The following is a 16,538-nucleotide window of genomic DNA, read 5'->3' on the forward strand; positions in this document are numbered from 1 at the left end:
CGCGCGGGCTAGGGTGGGGCGTGTGACCGACCCGCTGAGCCCGCTCGTCGCCGTCCCCGCCGTCGCGGAGGCGGCCACCGCCGCACGGGAGGCGCTCGCCAAGGTGCACCGGCACCCCGCGAACCGTCGCGAGTGGCGGGCCACCGCCACGGAATCGTCGCTGCGCGGTGCCCGCGCGTCCGCCGCCCTCGACGGCGGCGCGGTCGCGCTGAGCCGCGACGAACTGATCAACGATCCCGTCCTCGCGGGGTCGATGCGCGCCTACCAGGCGATCGACGGTGACCTGCTGGACGCGACCGTCGGCGTTTGGCGCCGCGCGCCGTTGCAGGTCCTGGCCCGGTTGCACACCCTCGCGGCCGCGGACCTCGTCGACGGCGACGACAACCGGCTCGGCCGGCCCCGGCCCGGGACCGGCGAGCGGCTCGGGCTCCTCGCGCAGCTCGTGACCGGCGGCACGCAGGCGCCCGCGCCGGTGGTCGCGGCGATCGTGCACGGGGAACTGCTCTCGCTCCGCCCGTTCGAGGTGGCCGACGGTGTCGTCGCGCGCGCGGCGTCGCGGCTGGTCACCGTCGCCTCCGGACTCGACCCGCACGCCCTCGGAATCCCGGAGACGACCTGGCTGAAGTTCGCGCCCAGCTACGCCGACGCCGCGGATGGGTTCGGCATGGGCGATCCCGACGGTGTGGTCGCGTGGGTGGTGCTGTGCTGCCAGGCGTTGGAGGCCGGCGGGTTGGAAGCGCTGGCTCTGGCCGAGCGCTGATCCGCTCGGATCCGCTTCGGGGAGAACGAACCCCGGACATGCGCAACGGCGACCCGGCCTGAGCTGAGGAAGATGCACACGAGGTGCTTTCCTCAGAACGGGTCCGAATCGCCGTTCGCTAGCACGGATCCCGGTTACCAAGCGTGCGTGAGGGTGGGCTGTATTACGGCCTCGGCGTGCACCGGTGGAGAGATCCACTATCCGCAGATCTTGTGCTGACCACTGATTTCCCCGGCGACGCAGGCTCACAGCGCTTTCCGCCATAGGTGGCGAGCTCCGCGTGGGTGCCTGGTGTCCGTGCTGGGAGCCTTGACGCTCAGGAACCCTCGACCTTCTCTTCCGGTGGGGGTTTGGCTTTGCGCCGCTCCGTGACTCCTTTCTACCTTGTGAGCGCCGTCACATCAAGGGGTAGGCGGGAAATTTCTCGGACGAGTTGCTACTGGCCGGTATCACTGCTTCTTCCGGTGCAGCACAAGATAAGTCGCGACGCCGGCGCCCGCGGCCACGACGCCGAGGCCGGCGCTCGCGAGGACCGAATTCCGCGATGGTGTGGGGATTCGATCGCGCAACGGTGTGGGGTTGGAGAACGAGACGACCGGCCAGCCGCGCTCCGCCGCCTCCTTGCGCAGGCCACGGTCGGGATTGACCGCGGTGGGGTGCCCCACGGCGGCCAGCATCGGCACGTCGGTGATCGAGTCCGAGTACGCGAAGCACTGCGCGAGGTCGTACCCGTGTTCGGCCGCGAGCGACTCCATCGCGACGACCTTGTTCTCGCCGTAGCAGTAGAACTCGACCTCGCCGGCGTACTTGCCGTCCTCGACCTTCATCTTCGAGGCCACGGAGTAGTCGGCGCCGAGCATCTCGGCGATCGGCGCCACCATCTCCTCGCCCGACGCGGAGACGATCACCACGTCGTGCCCGCGGGCGTGGTGACCGGCGATCAGCTCGGCGGCCTCCGCGAAGACCAGCGGGTTCACCACGTCGTGCAGGGCCTCACGCACGATCGACGTCACCTGCTCGACGTTCCAGCCCTCGCACATCTGCGTGAGGTGATCGCGCATGCGCTCCATCTGGTCGTGGTCCGCCGCCGTCAACATCATCAGGAACTGCGCGTAGCTCGACTTGAGGACGGCGCGACGATTGAGCAGCCCCTCGTCGAAGAAGGGACGCGAGAACGCCAGCGCGGATGATTTCGCGATGATCGTCTTGTCCAGGTCGAAGAAGGCGGCGACCCGGCGCACCGGGGCCTCGTCGGGCGCGGTAGGGCTCACGACGATCAGCCTACCGGTGCCACACCGCTGCGCACCGCGCAAGAGCGGACCCCGGTTTCCTCCACAGGATTCTCGAATCGGACGGATTCCTCCACAGGCAGGGACCGAATCGGTCGAACCGGACGGGCCCCGGACCGATGCTGTGCCCATGCGGGGGATCGAGATCGGGATGGCGGTGGCCGACGGGGCGCTGGCCGACGACGTGCGGCGGGCCGCCGCGGCGGCGGCGCGGTCGGTCACGGACATCGACCGCGGCCGGCCCCGCGCCTGCTGGGCATCCGCGGCGGGCCTGGTCTTGGACGTGGCCGCGGCGACCGCGATGGCGGAGGCAGCGCGGGCGGGCGGCCTCCCACGCCGGGACGGGGTAGCGATCGTCGCGGCCGAGGCCGGGCTGGCGGAGCTGGCGGCGGCCGTCGAGGTGGGGGCGGCTCAGGTCTTCGTGCTGCCCGCACAGGTGCGGGACCTGGCGCGATTCCTCGCGGCGCGCGAGCAGGACGACGGTGCGCGCTCCCGCGTGGTCGCCGTCCTCGGCGGGCACGGCGGTGCCGGCGCGTCGGTCCTGGCGGCCGCGATCGCCGTCACCGCACCGGGCCGCGGGATCACTGCGCTCGCGGTCGATGCGGACCCGTGGGGCGGCGGCCTCGACTTGCTCCTCGGCTGCGCCGACATGCCCGGCCTGCGGTGGGGCGACCTCGCCCTGCGCGGCGGCCATGTCCCGGCGGAGGCCCTGGTCGCGGCGCTCCCGGGTCGCGCCGGCGCCGTGGCCGTCCTGGCCTCGGGCGGGGCTTCGGGCGGGACAAGAGCGCCGGACATCCCCGTCGAGGGGCTGCTCGCGGTCATCGATGCGGGTCGCCGCAGCGTCGGCGTCACCGTCGTCGACTTGCCGCGGCGTGACGATCCGGCCACCGCCGCGTGCCTCGAGGTCGCCGATGTCGTGGTCGTCGTCGCGGCGGCGACGGTCCGCGGGTGCGCTGCGGCGCGTGCGGTGGCCGACGGGGTGTCGGGGCGCGCCGGGCAGGTCGGGCTGGTGGTGCGCGGACCGTCGCCCGGCGGCCTCTCCGCGCGCGACGTGGCGCGAGCCGTCGGCGTGCCCCTCCTCGCGTCGATGCGGCCGCAGTCGGGCCTCGACGTACTGCTGGACGGCGGCGGCCTGCGCCTGAAGAAGGGATCGCCGCTGGCGCTCGCCGCCGGGCGGGTGCTGGACGGCGTCCGGCGGGGTGCGGCATGACGACGCCCGATTCGGACCTGCTCGCGCGCGTGCGGGAACGGCTCGCGCACTCCGCCGCGGTCCTCACCCCGGACGTGATGGCCGCGGCGCTGCGCGCCGAATGCGGAGGTGTGCTGGGCGATACCGACCTGCTCGACGGGCTCGCCTACCTCGAGACGGAGCTCGTGGGCGCGGGCCGGCTCGAGCCGCTGCTCGCCGACCCGGCCGTCGCGGACGTGCTCGTCTGCGGGCCCGGAAGGGTCTGGATCGACCGCGGTGCGGGCCTCGAACGCACCGACGTCGTCTTCGAGGACGACGACGCCGTGCGCCGGCTCGCCGCGCGGCTCGCCCTCGCCGCGGGTCGCCGCCTCGATGATGCGCAGCCCTGGGTCGACGGGCATCTGCCCGCCGGACCGGGTGGTCGCGCCGGCAGCGGGATCCGGCTGCACGCCGTGCTGCCGCCGCTGGCGCACGGCGGAACCTGCATCTCGCTGCGCGTCCTGCGCCCCGCCACCCAGACGCTGGACTCACTCGTCGACGGCGGCGCCGTGCCGGCGGAGGTCGCGCACCTCGTGCGCCGGGTCGTGGCCGCCCGCCTCGCCTTCCTCGTGGTCGGCGGGACAGGGAGCGGTAAGACCACGCTGCTCAACGGCCTCCTCGGCGCAGTGGATCCGGTCGAGCGCGTGCTGTGCGTCGAGGACGCCCACGAACTCGATCCGGTGCACCCGCACGTGGTCTCGCTGCTCGCGCGCGGGGCGAACGTCGAGGGCGTGGGTGCGGTCACGGTGCGCGACCTGGTCCGTCAGGCGCTGCGGATGCGGCCCGACCGGATCGTCGTCGGCGAGGTGCGCGGCGCCGAGGTCGTGGACCTGCTCACCGCGCTGAACACCGGTCACGACGGCGGGGCGGGCACCGTCCACGCCAACTCGCCGCGGGAGGTGCCCGCCCGCCTGGAGGCGCTCGCCGCCCTCGGCGGGCTCGGCCGGGAGGCGCTGCACGCGCAGCTCGCGGCGGCGTTCCAGGTGGTCTTCGCGGTGCACCGCTGGCCGACGGGGCGGCGCGGACTGCGCAGCATCGGTGTCGTGGACCGCGGCGACGACGGCTACGTGCGGGTGCTCCCGGCGTGGGAGCGCGACCGTGGTTTCACGGCGGCGGTCGACCACGTGCACGCGCTCCTCGACGAGCGGGGCGTGCCGTGACCGCGGCGATCCTGCTGCTGGCCGCGGCAGCCCTGACGTGGCCCGGCGGCCCCGCCGCCGCCCGTCTCCGAGCGGAGCACGCACCAGCGGCGGCGCCGATCGCGCTGCGCTGGGGCTGGCTGGCGGTGGTGCTTCCGATCGGCGCGCTCCTCATCGGGCCGGGCCAGGCGCTTGCCGCGGCGCTCGCGGCGGGCACCGTCCGTGATCTGCGGGCGCGGAACCGAGTCGCCCGGCAGCGGGCCGCCCGGCTCACGGCGATCCTGGCCGGGGTGGACGCGATGGTCGCGGAACTCTCCGTGGGCGCGCATCCCGCGGCCGCGTGCACGACCGCCGGCCGCGACGCCGAGGACCCGCACGTGCGCGCCGTCTTCGCCGAGATGGCGGGTCGTGCCGAACTCGGTGGCGACGTCGCGGCGGGGCTGCGCGCGCATGCGGCCGAGAGCGCCGCATGGTCGCGGCTCGCCGCCGCGTGGGAGACGGGCACCCGACACGGCATCGGCATGGGCGAGCTCCTCACCTCCGTGCGAGAGGACCTGCGGGCCCGCGAACGCTACGAGCAGCGGGCGCACTCGTCGCTCGCTGGGGCCCGTGCCACGGCGCAGGTCCTCGCCGCGCTGCCGGTGCTGGGCGTCGCAATGGGGCAGCTGATCGGCGCCGATCCGCTCGGCACGCTGATCGGCACAGGTGCGGGCGGAGCGCTCCTGGTGACCGGAACGTGCCTCACCTGCGCGGGGCTGCTGTGGTCGCGCGCCATCGCCGACGGTGCCGCCGGGACGAGGACCGGAGGCCGGTCGTGAGCGGGCACACGCCGCTGGCCCTGGCGTTGGCGCTGCTCGCGGCGGCGCTCGTGGTGCTTCCCGTCGCGGCCCGCGCGACGGTGACCGCGATCGTCGGTGACGGCCCCGCGGGAACCCGGATCCCGCGCCTACCGCGTCGCGCGCCGGGGCCCGACCCCTTCGAGGCGGCCGCGGCCTACGACCTGTTCGCGGTGTGCCTGCGCGCGGGTATGCCCACGGCGGAGGCGGCGCGTGCCGTCGCCACGGGCGCCCCGCCCGCGCTGGCGGACGTGCTCGCCCGCGCGGCGGAACTGCTCGCCCTCGGCTCCGACGCGGAGACGGCCTGGCGGACGGATTCGACGGACTCACAGGTGGTCGGGCTGACGCGCATGCTGCGACGGTCCGCGCGCGCCGGCTCGTCGCCGGCATCGGGCCTGGCGGACCTCGCACGCACCGAGCGCACGCAGGCGGAGGACCGCGCGGTGGCCGCTGGCGAACGCGCCGGCGTCGCCGTCGCGGGACCGCTCGGACTGTGCTTCCTACCGGCTTTCGTGTGCCTGGGCATCGTGCCGGTGGTGATGGGACTCGCGGGCAAGGTGCTCGGGGAGGGGCTGCTGTAGGCGGCCCGACGGAAGGGGGATGGAATGTGGATCCGATTGCGGTGCAGGATGACCGAACTGATGATGGAGGACGACGGGATGTCGACCGTCGAGTACGCGATCGGCACCATCGCGGCGGCGGCCTTCGGTGCAGTGCTCTACGGCGTCGTGACCGGCGACAACATCATCAGCGGGCTGACGGACATCATCGGCAAGGCGTTGGGCACGTCCACCGGCTAGCCGACGACGCGGGCGCCGTCACCGTGGAGGCCGCGTTCGCGGTCGCCGCCCTGATCGCCGTGCTGGTGCTGTGCGTGGGCGCGGTGGTGGGCGTGACAGCGCACGTGCAGTGCGTGGATGCCGCGCGGGAGGGGGCTCGGCTCGCCGCGCGGGGCGATGACACGCGCGCCGCCCGCGCCGTCGCCGAGGTGGGGCCGCCCGGTGCGTCGTCCTCCGTGGACCGGGATGGCGACACGGTCACGGTGCGGGTCCGGGCTCCGGTCACGCTCCTTCCCGGTCTGACGGTCTCCGCGACAGCGGTCGCCGCCGTCGAGCCGGGCGAGGCGACGTGACGACGGCGGCACGGCCGGGACGGTCCGGCGCGGCTCGCGCCGGACCACGGTCCCGCTCCGCCGGGCGGGCCCACGGTCCGCTCGTCGGATCGCGCGAGCGTCCGCTCGGCCGGCCGAAGTGCGGGAGGGAGGACGGGGTGGCCACGGTGCTGGCCGCCCTGATGGTCACCGCGATCGTCGCGGTGGCGGTCATGGTCGTCGACGTCGGCGCCGCCGTCTCCGCACGCCACCGCGCCCAGTCCGCGGCGGACCTCGCGGCGCTCGCCGGTGCCGCGAGCGCCATCGACACGGAGGAGGCGTGCGCGGCGGCGGACCGCCTGGCCCGGGCCAACGCGGGATCGCTCCGGGCCTGCGGCGTGGACGGATTCGAGGTGACGGTGCGTGTGAGCGTCCCGGTCTCGCTGTCGGTCTTCGGGTCCGACGAGGCCGTCGCCGTCGCCCGAGCCGGCCCGGAGTGAGCGATCTCAGCCGGCGAGGGAGCCCCAGTCGCGCGCCAACTCCGCCCACGGCCCGACCGCGACGATCCGCCCGTCGACGAGCACCGCCACGCGATCGGCCCGGGCCAGTGCCGCCCGCTTCGACGTCGCCCCGATCACGGTGGCGCGCCGACCGCGCAGCGCCTCCCACAACTCGATCTCCGTGGTGGCGTCGAGGGCGCTCGAGACGTCGTCGGCGAGCAGCAGTTCGGCGTCGGTCGCCAGCGCGCGGGCGAGGGCGAGCCGCTGCACCTGCCCGCCGGAGAGCCGGACTCCGCGGTGTCCGACGACCGCGTCGCGTCCGCCGGCTGCGGCGACGTCCGATCCGAGCCGGGCGTCGGCGACGGGTCCGTCGAAGGCCCGCTGGTGCCCCAGCCGGACGTTGTCGGCGAAGGTCCCGGACAGCACTCGGGGCACCTGGGCGATGTACGCCACCTGTCCCGGGCGGAGGAAGACCTCGGGATCGGTCACGAGCCGGCCGTTCCACAGGATCTCGCCCCGGTGGGAGACGAGGCCGGCGAGCGCCGCCAGCAGGCTCGACTTCCCGGAGCCGACCTGGCCCACCAACAGGACCAGTTCGCCCGCCGACACGCGCAGGTCGACGTGCTCGACACCGACCGTGCCGTCGTCGTGGACCGCGGAGAGGTCTCGCAATGCCAACTCGGACAACGGAACCCGGGGCGGATCCGCCGGCCGCGGTGCGGTGCCGGCGACCAGGTCGACGCCGGGCGCCATGGTCATGAGGTCCACCCCGCCGGCGAAACGGCTGGTCTCCGCCTGCCACGCCCGAGTGCCCGGAGCCTCGGTGACCACGCTGCCGGCGACCCGGCCGAACCATCCGAACCCACTGACCGCGTTCGCGACGAGCAGCGCCGTCGACAGCTCCCACAGCCCGCCCGAGTACGCCGCCCAGGCGGCGACCACACCGCCGCTGACCATCACCACGGGGACGCCCTCCAGGACCGCCTGCACCCGGTGCTCGGTCACCGCTGCGTCGACGCGCCCCGCGTCGACGCGGCGCAGGTGGGCGAGCACGGACGGGGTCGTCGCCGCGAGCTTGACGGTCCGCACCGACTCCAGGGCCGAGACCAGCGCCCGCCCGAACCGGGCCCGCGCGCTCGACGCGGCGGCGGCGGACCGTCCGGCGATCGGGCGACCGACGCTCGATGCCACCGCCGACGCGACCAGGACGACGAGGAGCACGGCACCCGCGAGCCACGTCCCGCCGAGCACGGCCGTCGCGGCGGCGATCAGGACGCCGTTGCCGAAATCCACCCAGCGGTCCGCGTATCGGGCGAACCGGTCGGCGTCCATCGCTCGGGCGACGACCTCGCCCGCCGGGGTCCGCACGAGCCGGCGCGGGTGCGTCTGGCCCTGGAGCACGGCCATCCGCACCCGCAGCATCACCTCGATCCACCACCGCGGATAACGGCGGAAGGCCTCCGCTATCGCGACGGGGGCGACCAGCAGCGAGATCACCACCCCGAGGAGGAGCCACCCCGGGCGCTCGCCCGCACCGACGGCCTGGACCGTCTCGCCCCACAGCAGGCCGGTGATCGCCCCCTGAGCTCCGGTCAGGGCCGCGAGTAGGAAGAGGATCGCGCCGAGCACGCCCCAGGCCGGAGCCACCAGCAGCGCGTGCACGATCCCGCGGGTCAGCGACGGGCCGTCGCCGATCTCCCGGAGCGCCGGCGGTGGGCCGGTCCGGCGCCGACCGCCGACCGCGGTGACCGCCGAGCCCGGTGGTGTCGCTGTCGGCGTCGAGGCCGGGACGTGGTCGGATCCGGATGCCGGCACCGGCGGGGCCACGGCACCGTCGGGCACCGCGCCGTCGGTCCGGCTGGCGGCGAGGAGGGTGGCGAACGGTCCGGGCGCCGCGATCAGGTCATCGCGCGGTCCCTGCTGCACGATCCGCCCGCCGTCGAGCACCGCTACCAGCCCCGCCCGTTCGATGGTCGTGAGTCGGTGCGCGATCAGGATCCCGGTGCGGCCCGCCAACAGGCGGTCCGACGCGGCGATCACCAGCCGCTCGGTGAGTGGGTCCATCCGTGCGGTGGCCTCGTCGAGCACCACCACGTCGACCTCACGGACCATGAGGCGGCAGAAGGCGACCAACTGCTCCTCTCCGGCCGACAGGGTGGTGCCACCCGGGCCGAGCCGGCTGTCCAGTGCGGCGGGCAGGCCGTCGACCCAGCCGCGCAGCCCCAGCCGGTCGATCGCGGCATCGATCCGCTCGCGGGTGACCGCCGGGTCGAACAGGGCGATGTTGTCCGCCAGGGAGCCGATCAGGATCTCGGTGCGTTGCGTGACCACACCGACCCGCGACCGCACACGCTGCAGATCGATCGTCGTGATGTCCCGCCCGCCGACGAAGACGGTGCCGGGCGGGGGATCGACGGCGCGCGAGAGCAGCGATGCCAGCGTCGATTTGCCGGATCCGGTGCGTCCGACGAGAGCGACCGTGTGCCCGGCCGGGATCGTGAGGTCGATCCCGCGGAGTGCGAACGCTCCCTCCGCGTAGGCGAAGTCGAGACCGCGGATGTCGATCTCGACCCCCGATGCCGAGCCCGAAGCGGAGGGGAACTCGTCGCCGCCCTCGGGCTCCGGGGGAGCGGCGAGCATGGTCCGGATCCGGATGATGGCACCCATCCCGGCCTGCAGATCGGGGAGCTGCTCCGCGAGCTGGGCGACCTGCCCGACGAACATCGAGGTCACCAGGAACAGGGTGACCAGGCGGGCGACCGACATCGAACCGTCGACCGTGAGGGCGACCCCGGCGACCGCGATCGCGGCCAGTAGCGCGTGCAGCAGCACGCCGGCCCGCCGGGCCAGCCGCGATTCCACGCGGATGACGGCGTGGAACCGCGCGTGGATGACGGCGGACAGGCGCGCCAGCCGCGCGGTCACGTGCGACTGCCCGAGGCTGGTCCGCAGGTCGTCGCGGCCCGCGATGCCCTCCTCCAGGGCGGCGGCCTGGTCCGTCCACGCGATCTCCTCGATCACCTTGCGGCGGGCGATCTCCCCGAGCAGCCGGCGGATCGCGAACCAGGTGACCAGCGCCAGCGCCGGGAACAGGAAGGCCGCCGGCCACCACGAGGCGGCCGCGACGATCCACATCGGCAGGCTCGACGCGACGGTGCGGAACAGGCTCCACAGTTGCCAGCGGGACAGATTGCCGATCTCGTGGGTGTCGTCGTCCACGCGGTCCAGGATCTCGCCGACGGCCTGTTCGGTCAGCGCGCCGAGCGGCTGACGCATCGCCGCCTGCAGCACGTCGTCCCGGAGGCGGCCCTCGGCGCGGTCCACTTCCGCGACCCATGCGAGCTTGCCCGCCGACTCGATCACCGCCGAGCCGAGCAGGCAGAGCGCGAGAACCCCGATCAGCCCGCCCGCCGGATCCTCCGCCACTCGCCCGGCGAACACGGTTCCCGCAGTGGCTCCGATCGAGGCCACACAGACGGCCGCGATCGCTCCGAGGGCCACGGGGCTGCGGAGCCGCCGCCAGGTCACCTGGCGTTCGGGGCCGATCGGAGGACTCGGCGGCGCCGAGGGCGGCGCATCGGAAAGGGTCGAACTGGACATCGTTGGTCCACGGTAGAGCGCGCCCGTGACCGCTGTCGCCTCGTTTTCCGGCCGGTCGGCTCCGTCGTGGCCTCGCCGTCGTTCGCGGGCAGACGAAGGCGTTCGCTCAGCCCTCGATCAGGGCGTCGGGGTAGTGGTGTGCGGAGATCCGGTAGCGGGGCAGGTGGTTCGCGAGCGCGTGCAGCGTGGCGGCGAGAGCCTCGCGTTCGCGGCCCATGTCCGCAAGCATCAGGGCGCGGAAGACGACCACGGCGTCATCGTATCCGTCCTCGCAGTCGGTGTCGAGGGCCGCGAGCAGGCGGAGCCCCTCGTCCGGCGCGCCGAGATTGCGCAGCGAGCTCGCGAGCTGGATCGTCGCCCGGCGCGCACGGTGGTCGTCGAGCCCGGCGTCCAGCGCCGCTCGGTAGCCCGGCACGGCGAGGTCGGGGCGGTCGAGCGCGTCGTGCGCTCCGGCCGTTTCGAATCGGCGGACTCCGTCGGGGACCCGGGGGCCGCGACGGCGCGTTCCATCCGGGCGAGGAAGGCAGCCGGGGCGTCGGTGCCCAGGTGCTCCCAGACCGCGTCGATGTCGTCGTTCCAAGCCATCGTTCCTCCTCTCTCGCCCACCGTAATTCCGAATCAAGTCCGACATGCTGCGGCGGGGCGGTGATGAGCGCAGACTGGTCCCATGGCGTACGACGAGGGGCTGGCGGACCGGATCCGCGATGCGATCGACGGCGAGGCGGGCGTGGTGGAGAAGCGCATGTTCGGCGGGCTGGCGTTCCTCGTCGACGGGCACATGGCGATCGCCGCCAACAGCAAGGGCGAGGCGATGGTGCACCTCGCTCCGGAGGCGGCGGAGGGGTTGCTCGGCCCGCACGTGACGCGGACGGTCATGCGGGGCCGGGAGATGCGCGGCTGGCTCGATCTCGACGGGGAGGCGACGGCGTCGGACACCGAACTAGCGCAGTGGGTGCGGCGCACCGTCGACTACGCGCGGTCGCTGCCGCGCAGGTGACTCAGCCCGCGGCCACCGCGGCGAGCACCAGGTCGAGCACGATCACCGCGCCCGCCTTGTCGAGCGGGTCGTTCCCGTTGCCGCACTTGGGCGACTGCACGCACGACGGGCAGCCCGACGGGCACTCGCACGCCGCGACGGCGTCGCGGGTCGCCACCAGCCACGTGGCGATCGACTCGTAGCCGCGCTCGGCGAAGCCCGCGCCGCCCGGATAGCCGTCGTAGACGAAGACCGAAGGCAGCCCGGTGTCGTCGTGCAGCGCCGTCGACAGGCCACCGATGTCCCAGCGGTCGCACGAGGCCACCAGCGGGAGCAGCCCGATCGCGGCGTGCTCGGCCGCGTGCAGCGCGCCCGGCCAGCGTTCCGGGACGAGCCCCGCCGATTCGAGCACCTCCGGCGTCATCGTGAGCAGCGCCGCGCGGGTCGCCAGGGTGGTCTCCGGCAGGTCCAGCTCCACGGCGTCCATCACCTCGCCGCTGCGGAGGGTGCGCAGGTAGCCGACCACGCGGCTGGTCACCTCCACGGACACGAACCGCGCCGTGACGTCGCCCAGGACCTCCGTCGAATGCACTGCCGTGACGTGCACGTCGAGGTCCTCGCGTGCCGAGGTGGTCCACTCCGGCTCCTCCGCGTGCACGAGCGCGAGGCCGTCGTCGAGGTCCAGCTCGTCGACCACGTAGGACTCGCCCTGGTGCACGTGCACCGCGCCCTCGTGCACCGTGGACAGCGCGCGGGTGAAGTCGACGGTGCCGAGCAGTCGCCCGGACGACTCCTCCACGATGAGGATCTCGCTGCCCGCTCCGCCCCGGATGTTCACGCCCGCATGGGGATCGATCCCGGCGGCCAGGAAGTAGCCCGCGGGCCGCTCGCGCAGGAGGCCGTCGGCCACCAGCCGGCCCACGACGTCGACGGCGCCGAGATCGCCGACTTCGGCCCGGGTCAGGGGGATCTCGCTCGCGGCGCAGAGCAACTGCGGCCCCAGCACGTACGGATTCCACGGATCGGTGATCGTCGCCTCCACGGGCCGTCCGAGCAGCGATTCCGGGTGGTGCACCAGGTACGTGTCCAGCGGATCGTCGCGGGCGATGAGCAGGATCAGCGAGCCCTGCCCGCGGCGCCCGCTGCGCCCCGCCTGCTGCCAGAACGAGGCGACGGTGCCGGGGAACCCGGCCATGAGCACGGCGTCCAGGCCGGCGATGTCCACACCCAGCTCGAGCGCGTTGGTCGTGGCGACGCCCAGGAGCGCACCGTCGTTCAGCCCGCGCTCGAGGGCGCGCCGGTCGTCCGCGAGGTATCCGGCCCTGTACGCCGCGATCCGCTCGGCGAGTTCGGGGGTGGCCTCGGCGAGCATCCGCCGGGCGGAGAGCGCGACGGTCTCGGCGGACCGTCGGGACCGGACGAAGGCGAGCGTGCGCGCCCCCTCGACCACGAGATCGGCGAGCATCCGCGACGCCTCCGTGGTGGCGGCGCGGCGCACGGGCGCGCCGTTCTCACCTTCCAGGTCGGGCAGCAGCGGCGGTTCCCACAGGGCGACGGTCCGCGGCCCGTGCGGGGACGAATCCTCGGTCACGGCAACGCACTCGGCACCGATCAGCCGCGACGCGGCGCCGGCCGGATCCGAGGTCGTCGCCGAGGCGCAGATGACCGTGGGCGATGCGCCGTACTTCGCGGCGACGCGGAGCAGCCGGCGCAGGACGAGGGCGGTGTGCGAGCCGAAGACGCCGCGGTAGTGATGGCACTCGTCGACCACGACGTATCGCAGGCCCCGCAGGAACCGTCCCCACTTCGCTTGCCGCGGAAGCAGTCCCACGTGCAGCATGTCCGGGTTGGTGAACACCCAGCGGCTGTCCGACCGCGCCCAGCGGCGCATCTCCTGCGACGTGTCGCCGTCGTACATCGCGGGGGAGGCGTCGGCAAGGCCGTACTCGGTGGTCAGCCGCACCGCCGCCCGGTGCTGATCGGTGCCGAGCGCCTTGGTCGGCGACAGGTACAGGACCGTGGCCCGCGGGTCGTCCGCGAGCGCCGCGAGCACCGGCAGTTGATAGGCGAGGGACTTGCCCGACGCGGTTCCCGTCGAGATCACCACGTGGCGCCCCGCGTGCGCGTGCTCCGCCGCCTCCGCCTGATGGCGCCAGGGCTCCCGCACCCCCTCGTCGACGAGCCCGGCGCGCACCCGGGACGGAACCCACTCCGGCCACGGGGCGAATTCGGCTCGGCGTGACGGGATGTCCGCCACATGGGTGAGGCTCTCGGTGCCGGGCCCGGCACCGGCCATGACCCGGGCCAGTAGCTCCCTGCCGAAGGTGTTGTGCTCCACCGTGATAGCCCCCGCATCGACCCGCCGTCCGCACGGCCGGGCGGGCCGTGGACGTGCCGATCGTCCAGTCTAGCGGCGGCCGTAACGGACCGTCGTCCGGTGGGACGGCGGGTTAACGGAAGGCGAAATCGCTCCGCCCGCTGTTGCTCGCTGGGAAATCGTGATTGACTGTATGCGGTCGCAGCTCCCGCCGGGGGTCCGTCAGGGGCCATCGGGGGATCGATGTTGCGGGCGTGGTACTGAAGGTTTTTGTGTGCGGTCTCCGCAAACGGCTCCAGAAAGTATGGCGGCCGGAACCGGCCAGGAGTCGCGCCCCACTCGGGGAACGGTTCCTACACCGGTAGAAAGACAAGTTAGGAAACATCTCAATGGCACAGGGAACTGTGAAGTGGTTCAACGCGGAGAAGGGCTTCGGCTTCATCGCACCGGCCGACGGCTCGGATGACGTGTTCGTCCACTACTCGGAGATCCAGGGCAACGGCTTCCGTACCCTCGAGGAGAACCAGCTCGTGGAGTTCGAGGTCGGCCAGGGCACCAAGGGCCCGCAGGCCACCGGCGTCCGCGCTCTCTAAGAAACCCCGCACCACGCGATAAGAGTTTCTCGCAGCACCCCTCCGCCTTCCCGGTGGAGGGGTGCTGTGCATTTCCCGGGGGCGTTCGACGTGTCGGCGGTACCCCGTCGCACCACGGCCCACTAGGCTCATATCGTGTCCCAACTGTCACTCTTCTCCGCGGAGCAGACCGAGCCGTCGCCCCGCGACCTGGCCGGCCTGCTCGCATCGACGGGGCAGATCGTGCAGTTGGGTGGCAGCGCACGCGTCTCCGTCGTCGTCGCCGACCAGTGGCGGGCCGACGCGATCGCCGTGATGATCGAGGAGGCCGGGCTGCGCGCGCAGTTCGACGTCTCCGAGGAGGGTAATCCGCTGGTCCGGACCCTCGCGGCGCCGGAACTGCAGCCGATGGCCGTCGCCTGGACCCGCGGCGCGGTGAAGACGGCACCGTCGACCTGGGTGCCCGGCCCGCGGGCCCTGCGCGCCTGGGCGCTGGCCGGCGGCGATGTCGACGGCGTGCACTACCTCCTCGCGCTCGACCCGCACGCGCCCGAGAGCGCCCCCGTCCTCGCGACCGCGTTGATGCGCGCCGGCGTCGCGCCCACCCTGGTGGGCACCCGCGGGACGAAGCCCGCGCTGCGCGTGTCCGGACACCGTCGGCTCCTGCGGCTGCGCGAGAGCATCGGCGACCCGCCCGCGCACCCCGAGGCCGCGGCGCACTGGCCCCAGCCGTAGATCAGGCCGCCGCGCGGCGCCGGAGGGTCCGGCGCAGCCGCAGCACGATCGCGATCTCCGCGGCGAGATACAGGGCCCCGCTGACCAGCGCCAAGACGTGGTCCGCGGGCGTGTGTCCCCACATCCGGATAGGGGCTGACCAGCCGTAAGTGAGCAGTCCCGCGGTGATCACGGCCAGGCGGTGGCGGTCCGTCCACTGCGGCGACGGTGCCCACCGGGCGAGGGCGATCACGGCCACGACGATGCCTGCCGTCATCGTCACCAGCGCCGCCGCTGTCGGGAGGCGCACGCCGCCCAGCAACGCCGCGCCGCAGGCGAGGAAGAGGCCGAGGATGATGCCGGGCGCGGGCGGCCGCGCACCGTCGGGCCTGCGAGGGGGCACGCGGAGGGCGAGGACGACGAGCGCCACGGCGATGAGGGCGGTCGCGGCGAGCCGTGGCCACGGCGCGACGAAGTGTCCCCACGTGCGGTAGGCCGTCGAGAAGGTGACGACCGCTCCGACCAGGAGCAGGGCCGTGCACGCGAGGATTCCGCGGCGGCGCAGCAGAGGTCGATGGGGCTCGTCCATGCCGAGCTCGACGATCGCGATCGGCAGGCAGATGCTGAAGGCGACGTGGATCGCGAGCACGAACACCGTCCACGTCGCGCCGAGGCCGAGCACAGGCAGGAAGCCGTGGTCCAGCAGGTGCGCGTTCGCGTAGCCGGGGTTGAACAGCGACTGCCCGAGCAGGCCCTCGCCGACCAGCGCCCACGCGAGCGCGAGGAGGGCGATCGTCGGCCAGCCGCGGCCGCGTCGTCGTGCGACCTCCCGGATCAGGAGCGCGCCCGCGCCGTACCAGGGCGCGAGCACCACGATCAGCGGAAGCAGGACGACCGGGAAGTCGCCCAGGAAGAACTCGCCGATGAGCGGGGAGAGGACGTACAGGGCCAGTGCGGGACTCCTGATAATCTTAGTCACTCATATAACTTAGCAACTAAAATGATCATCTGCTGAGATAACATCGGGCCATGTCGGAACCGACGCAGGGCGAGCTGCTGGGACGCGAGTTCATCACCGCGGTGGTGATGTTCCACGAGGCAGTCGGGCGCTCGATGGGGCTGACGGCCGTGGAGCGCAAGACGCTGGACGTCCTCCGGCGCCTGGGCCCCGTCTCGGCGTCGCAGCTGGTCGAGCACACGGGCCTGACCTCCGGCGCGGTCACCGGCCTCGTCGATCGACTCGTGCGGCGAGGATTCGCGGTGCGTGAACCGGACCCGCAGGATCGTCGGCGGATCGTGGTCACCCTGGCCCCCAACCCGGCCCTGGATGCCCACGTCGCCGAGGTCTTCGGTCCCCTCGGCGAGGACATGGCCGCGATGCTCGACGAGCGCTTCACGCCCGAACAACAGCAGGCGATCGCCGACTTCCAGCGCGCGACCACGGACGTCCTGCGGCGGCACACCGCGCGGGTGTCCGGGATGGGTGAGGCCGGCTGACTGCGCGAATTCCATGGGGC

The 16,538-nt window shown here is 73.5% G+C and carries 17 protein-coding genes; 12 read left to right on the forward strand and 5 right to left on the reverse strand.

Annotation, left to right across the window (positions count from 1 at the left end; genetic code table 11):
* Window positions 1-22 precede the first annotated feature (22 nt).
* Window positions 23-760: a Fic family protein gene (locus FK530_RS00565; protein WP_146485049.1), complete on the forward strand. Its 738-nt coding sequence runs from the start codon at window positions 23-25 to the stop codon at window positions 758-760.
* 449 nt (window positions 761-1,209) lie between these two features.
* Here FK530_RS00565 and FK530_RS00570 read toward each other — a convergent pair whose 3' ends face one another.
* Window positions 1,210-2,031 (reverse strand): HAD family hydrolase, encoded by an 822-nt coding sequence (locus FK530_RS00570; RefSeq protein ID WP_146485050.1) that lies wholly within the window; start codon window positions 2,029-2,031, stop codon window positions 1,210-1,212.
* 148 nt (window positions 2,032-2,179) lie between these two features.
* Here FK530_RS00570 and ssd point away from each other — a divergent pair, with 148 nt between their 5' ends.
* The 7 genes from ssd to FK530_RS00605 all read left to right on the forward strand — a co-directional run bounded on the left by ssd (window position 2,180) and on the right by FK530_RS00605 (window position 6,842).
* Window positions 2,180-3,259: a septum site-determining protein Ssd gene (gene ssd, locus FK530_RS00575; protein WP_166443236.1), complete on the forward strand. Its 1,080-nt coding sequence runs from the start codon at window positions 2,180-2,182 to the stop codon at window positions 3,257-3,259.
* Window positions 3,256-4,437: a TadA family conjugal transfer-associated ATPase gene (locus FK530_RS00580; protein ID WP_146485051.1), complete on the forward strand. Its 1,182-nt coding sequence runs from the start codon at window positions 3,256-3,258 to the stop codon at window positions 4,435-4,437. Before ssd ends, FK530_RS00580 begins: the two co-directional genes overlap by 4 nt.
* Window positions 4,434-5,234: a type II secretion system F family protein gene (locus tag FK530_RS00585; protein ID WP_146485052.1), complete on the forward strand. Its 801-nt coding sequence runs from the start codon at window positions 4,434-4,436 to the stop codon at window positions 5,232-5,234. Before FK530_RS00580 ends, FK530_RS00585 begins: the two co-directional genes overlap by 4 nt.
* On the forward strand, window positions 5,231-5,833 hold the full coding sequence (locus tag FK530_RS00590; RefSeq protein ID WP_146485053.1) for a type II secretion system F family protein: 603 nt from the start codon (window positions 5,231-5,233) through the stop codon (window positions 5,831-5,833). The genes FK530_RS00585 and FK530_RS00590 overlap by 4 nt, the downstream gene beginning before the upstream one ends.
* 24 nt (window positions 5,834-5,857) lie before the next feature.
* Window positions 5,858-6,052, forward strand: a complete 195-nt coding sequence (locus FK530_RS00595) for a DUF4244 domain-containing protein (protein WP_146485054.1) — start codon at window positions 5,858-5,860, stop codon at window positions 6,050-6,052.
* Between the two features lie 23 nt (window positions 6,053-6,075).
* A complete protein-coding gene (locus FK530_RS00600; protein WP_146485055.1) occupies window positions 6,076-6,384 on the forward strand; it encodes a TadE family type IV pilus minor pilin in 309 nt (102 codons plus the stop codon).
* Window positions 6,385-6,521: 137 nt separating this feature from the next.
* Window positions 6,522-6,842, forward strand: a complete 321-nt coding sequence (locus tag FK530_RS00605) for an Rv3654c family TadE-like protein (RefSeq protein WP_231706442.1) — start codon at window positions 6,522-6,524, stop codon at window positions 6,840-6,842.
* Window positions 6,843-6,848: 6 nt separating this feature from the next.
* On the opposite strand, the gene FK530_RS00610 is transcribed toward FK530_RS00605, so the two are convergent.
* Complete coding sequence (locus tag FK530_RS00610) at window positions 6,849-10,442, reverse strand: ATP-binding cassette domain-containing protein (protein ID WP_146485056.1); 3,594 nt, start codon at window positions 10,440-10,442, stop codon at window positions 6,849-6,851.
* A gap of 106 nt (window positions 10,443-10,548) precedes the next feature.
* A complete protein-coding gene (locus FK530_RS26825; RefSeq protein ID WP_262406725.1) occupies window positions 10,549-11,073 on the reverse strand; it encodes a tetratricopeptide repeat protein in 525 nt (174 codons plus the stop codon).
* Between the two features lie 36 nt (window positions 11,074-11,109).
* On the opposite strand from FK530_RS26825, the gene FK530_RS00620 reads away from it, so the two are divergent.
* A complete protein-coding gene (locus tag FK530_RS00620; protein WP_146485057.1) occupies window positions 11,110-11,439 on the forward strand; it encodes a TfoX/Sxy family protein in 330 nt (109 codons plus the stop codon).
* A 1-nt stretch (window position 11,440) separates the two neighbouring features.
* On the opposite strand, the gene FK530_RS00625 is transcribed toward FK530_RS00620, so the two are convergent.
* On the reverse strand, window positions 11,441-13,714 hold the full coding sequence (locus tag FK530_RS00625) for a DEAD/DEAH box helicase (protein WP_146485600.1): 2,274 nt from the start codon (window positions 13,712-13,714) through the stop codon (window positions 11,441-11,443).
* A gap of 410 nt (window positions 13,715-14,124) precedes the next feature.
* Here FK530_RS00625 and FK530_RS00630 point away from each other — a divergent pair, with 410 nt between their 5' ends.
* Both FK530_RS00630 and FK530_RS00635 read left to right on the forward strand, forming a co-directional pair.
* Window positions 14,125-14,328 carry a cold-shock protein gene (locus tag FK530_RS00630; protein ID WP_068523077.1) on the forward strand — a complete coding sequence of 68 codons (204 nt, stop codon included), beginning with the start codon at window positions 14,125-14,127 and terminating at the stop codon, window positions 14,326-14,328.
* Window positions 14,329-14,463: 135 nt separating this feature from the next.
* Window positions 14,464-15,042 carry a hypothetical protein gene (locus tag FK530_RS00635; RefSeq protein ID WP_146485058.1) on the forward strand — a complete coding sequence of 193 codons (579 nt, stop codon included), beginning with the start codon at window positions 14,464-14,466 and terminating at the stop codon, window positions 15,040-15,042.
* 1 nt (window position 15,043) lies between these two features.
* Here FK530_RS00635 and FK530_RS00640 read toward each other — a convergent pair whose 3' ends face one another.
* The gene (locus FK530_RS00640) at window positions 15,044-16,000 is read right to left on the reverse strand and encodes a hypothetical protein (protein WP_146485059.1); all 957 of its coding nucleotides are present in this window, start codon (window positions 15,998-16,000) and stop codon (window positions 15,044-15,046) included.
* Between the two features lie 50 nt (window positions 16,001-16,050).
* Between FK530_RS00640 and FK530_RS00645 the strand changes: the two genes are divergently transcribed.
* Window positions 16,051-16,518 (forward strand): MarR family winged helix-turn-helix transcriptional regulator, encoded by a 468-nt coding sequence (locus FK530_RS00645; protein ID WP_146485060.1) that lies wholly within the window; start codon window positions 16,051-16,053, stop codon window positions 16,516-16,518.
* The last annotated feature ends 20 nt before the right edge of the window (window positions 16,519-16,538 follow it).

This window comes from Tsukamurella conjunctivitidis, assembly GCF_007858475.1.
GTDB lineage: Bacteria > Actinomycetota > Actinomycetes > Mycobacteriales > Mycobacteriaceae > Tsukamurella > Tsukamurella conjunctivitidis.

Bases quoted from the DNA above. Each gene is read 5' to 3' on its own strand.
- ssd (WP_166443236.1), top strand. From the start codon at position 2,180: ATGCGGGGGATCGAGATCGGGATGGCGGTGGCCGACGGGGCGCTGGCC.
- FK530_RS00580 (WP_146485051.1), top strand. From the start codon at position 3,256: ATGACGACGCCCGATTCGGACCTGCTCGCGCGCGTGCGGGAACGGCTC.
- FK530_RS00595 (WP_146485054.1), top strand. From the start codon at position 5,858: ATGTGGATCCGATTGCGGTGCAGGATGACCGAACTGATGATGGAGGAC.
- FK530_RS00610 (WP_146485056.1), bottom strand. From the start codon at position 10,442: ATGTCCAGTTCGACCCTTTCCGATGCGCCGCCCTCGGCGCCGCCGAGT.
- FK530_RS26825 (WP_262406725.1), bottom strand. From the start codon at position 11,073: ATGTCGGACTTGATTCGGAATTACGGTGGGCGAGAGAGGAGGAACGAT.
- FK530_RS00620 (WP_146485057.1), top strand. From the start codon at position 11,110: ATGGCGTACGACGAGGGGCTGGCGGACCGGATCCGCGATGCGATCGAC.
- FK530_RS00625 (WP_146485600.1), bottom strand. From the start codon at position 13,714: ATGGCCGGTGCCGGGCCCGGCACCGAGAGCCTCACCCATGTGGCGGAC.
- FK530_RS00630 (WP_068523077.1), top strand. From the start codon at position 14,125: ATGGCACAGGGAACTGTGAAGTGGTTCAACGCGGAGAAGGGCTTCGGC.
- FK530_RS00645 (WP_146485060.1), top strand. From the start codon at position 16,051: ATGTCGGAACCGACGCAGGGCGAGCTGCTGGGACGCGAGTTCATCACC.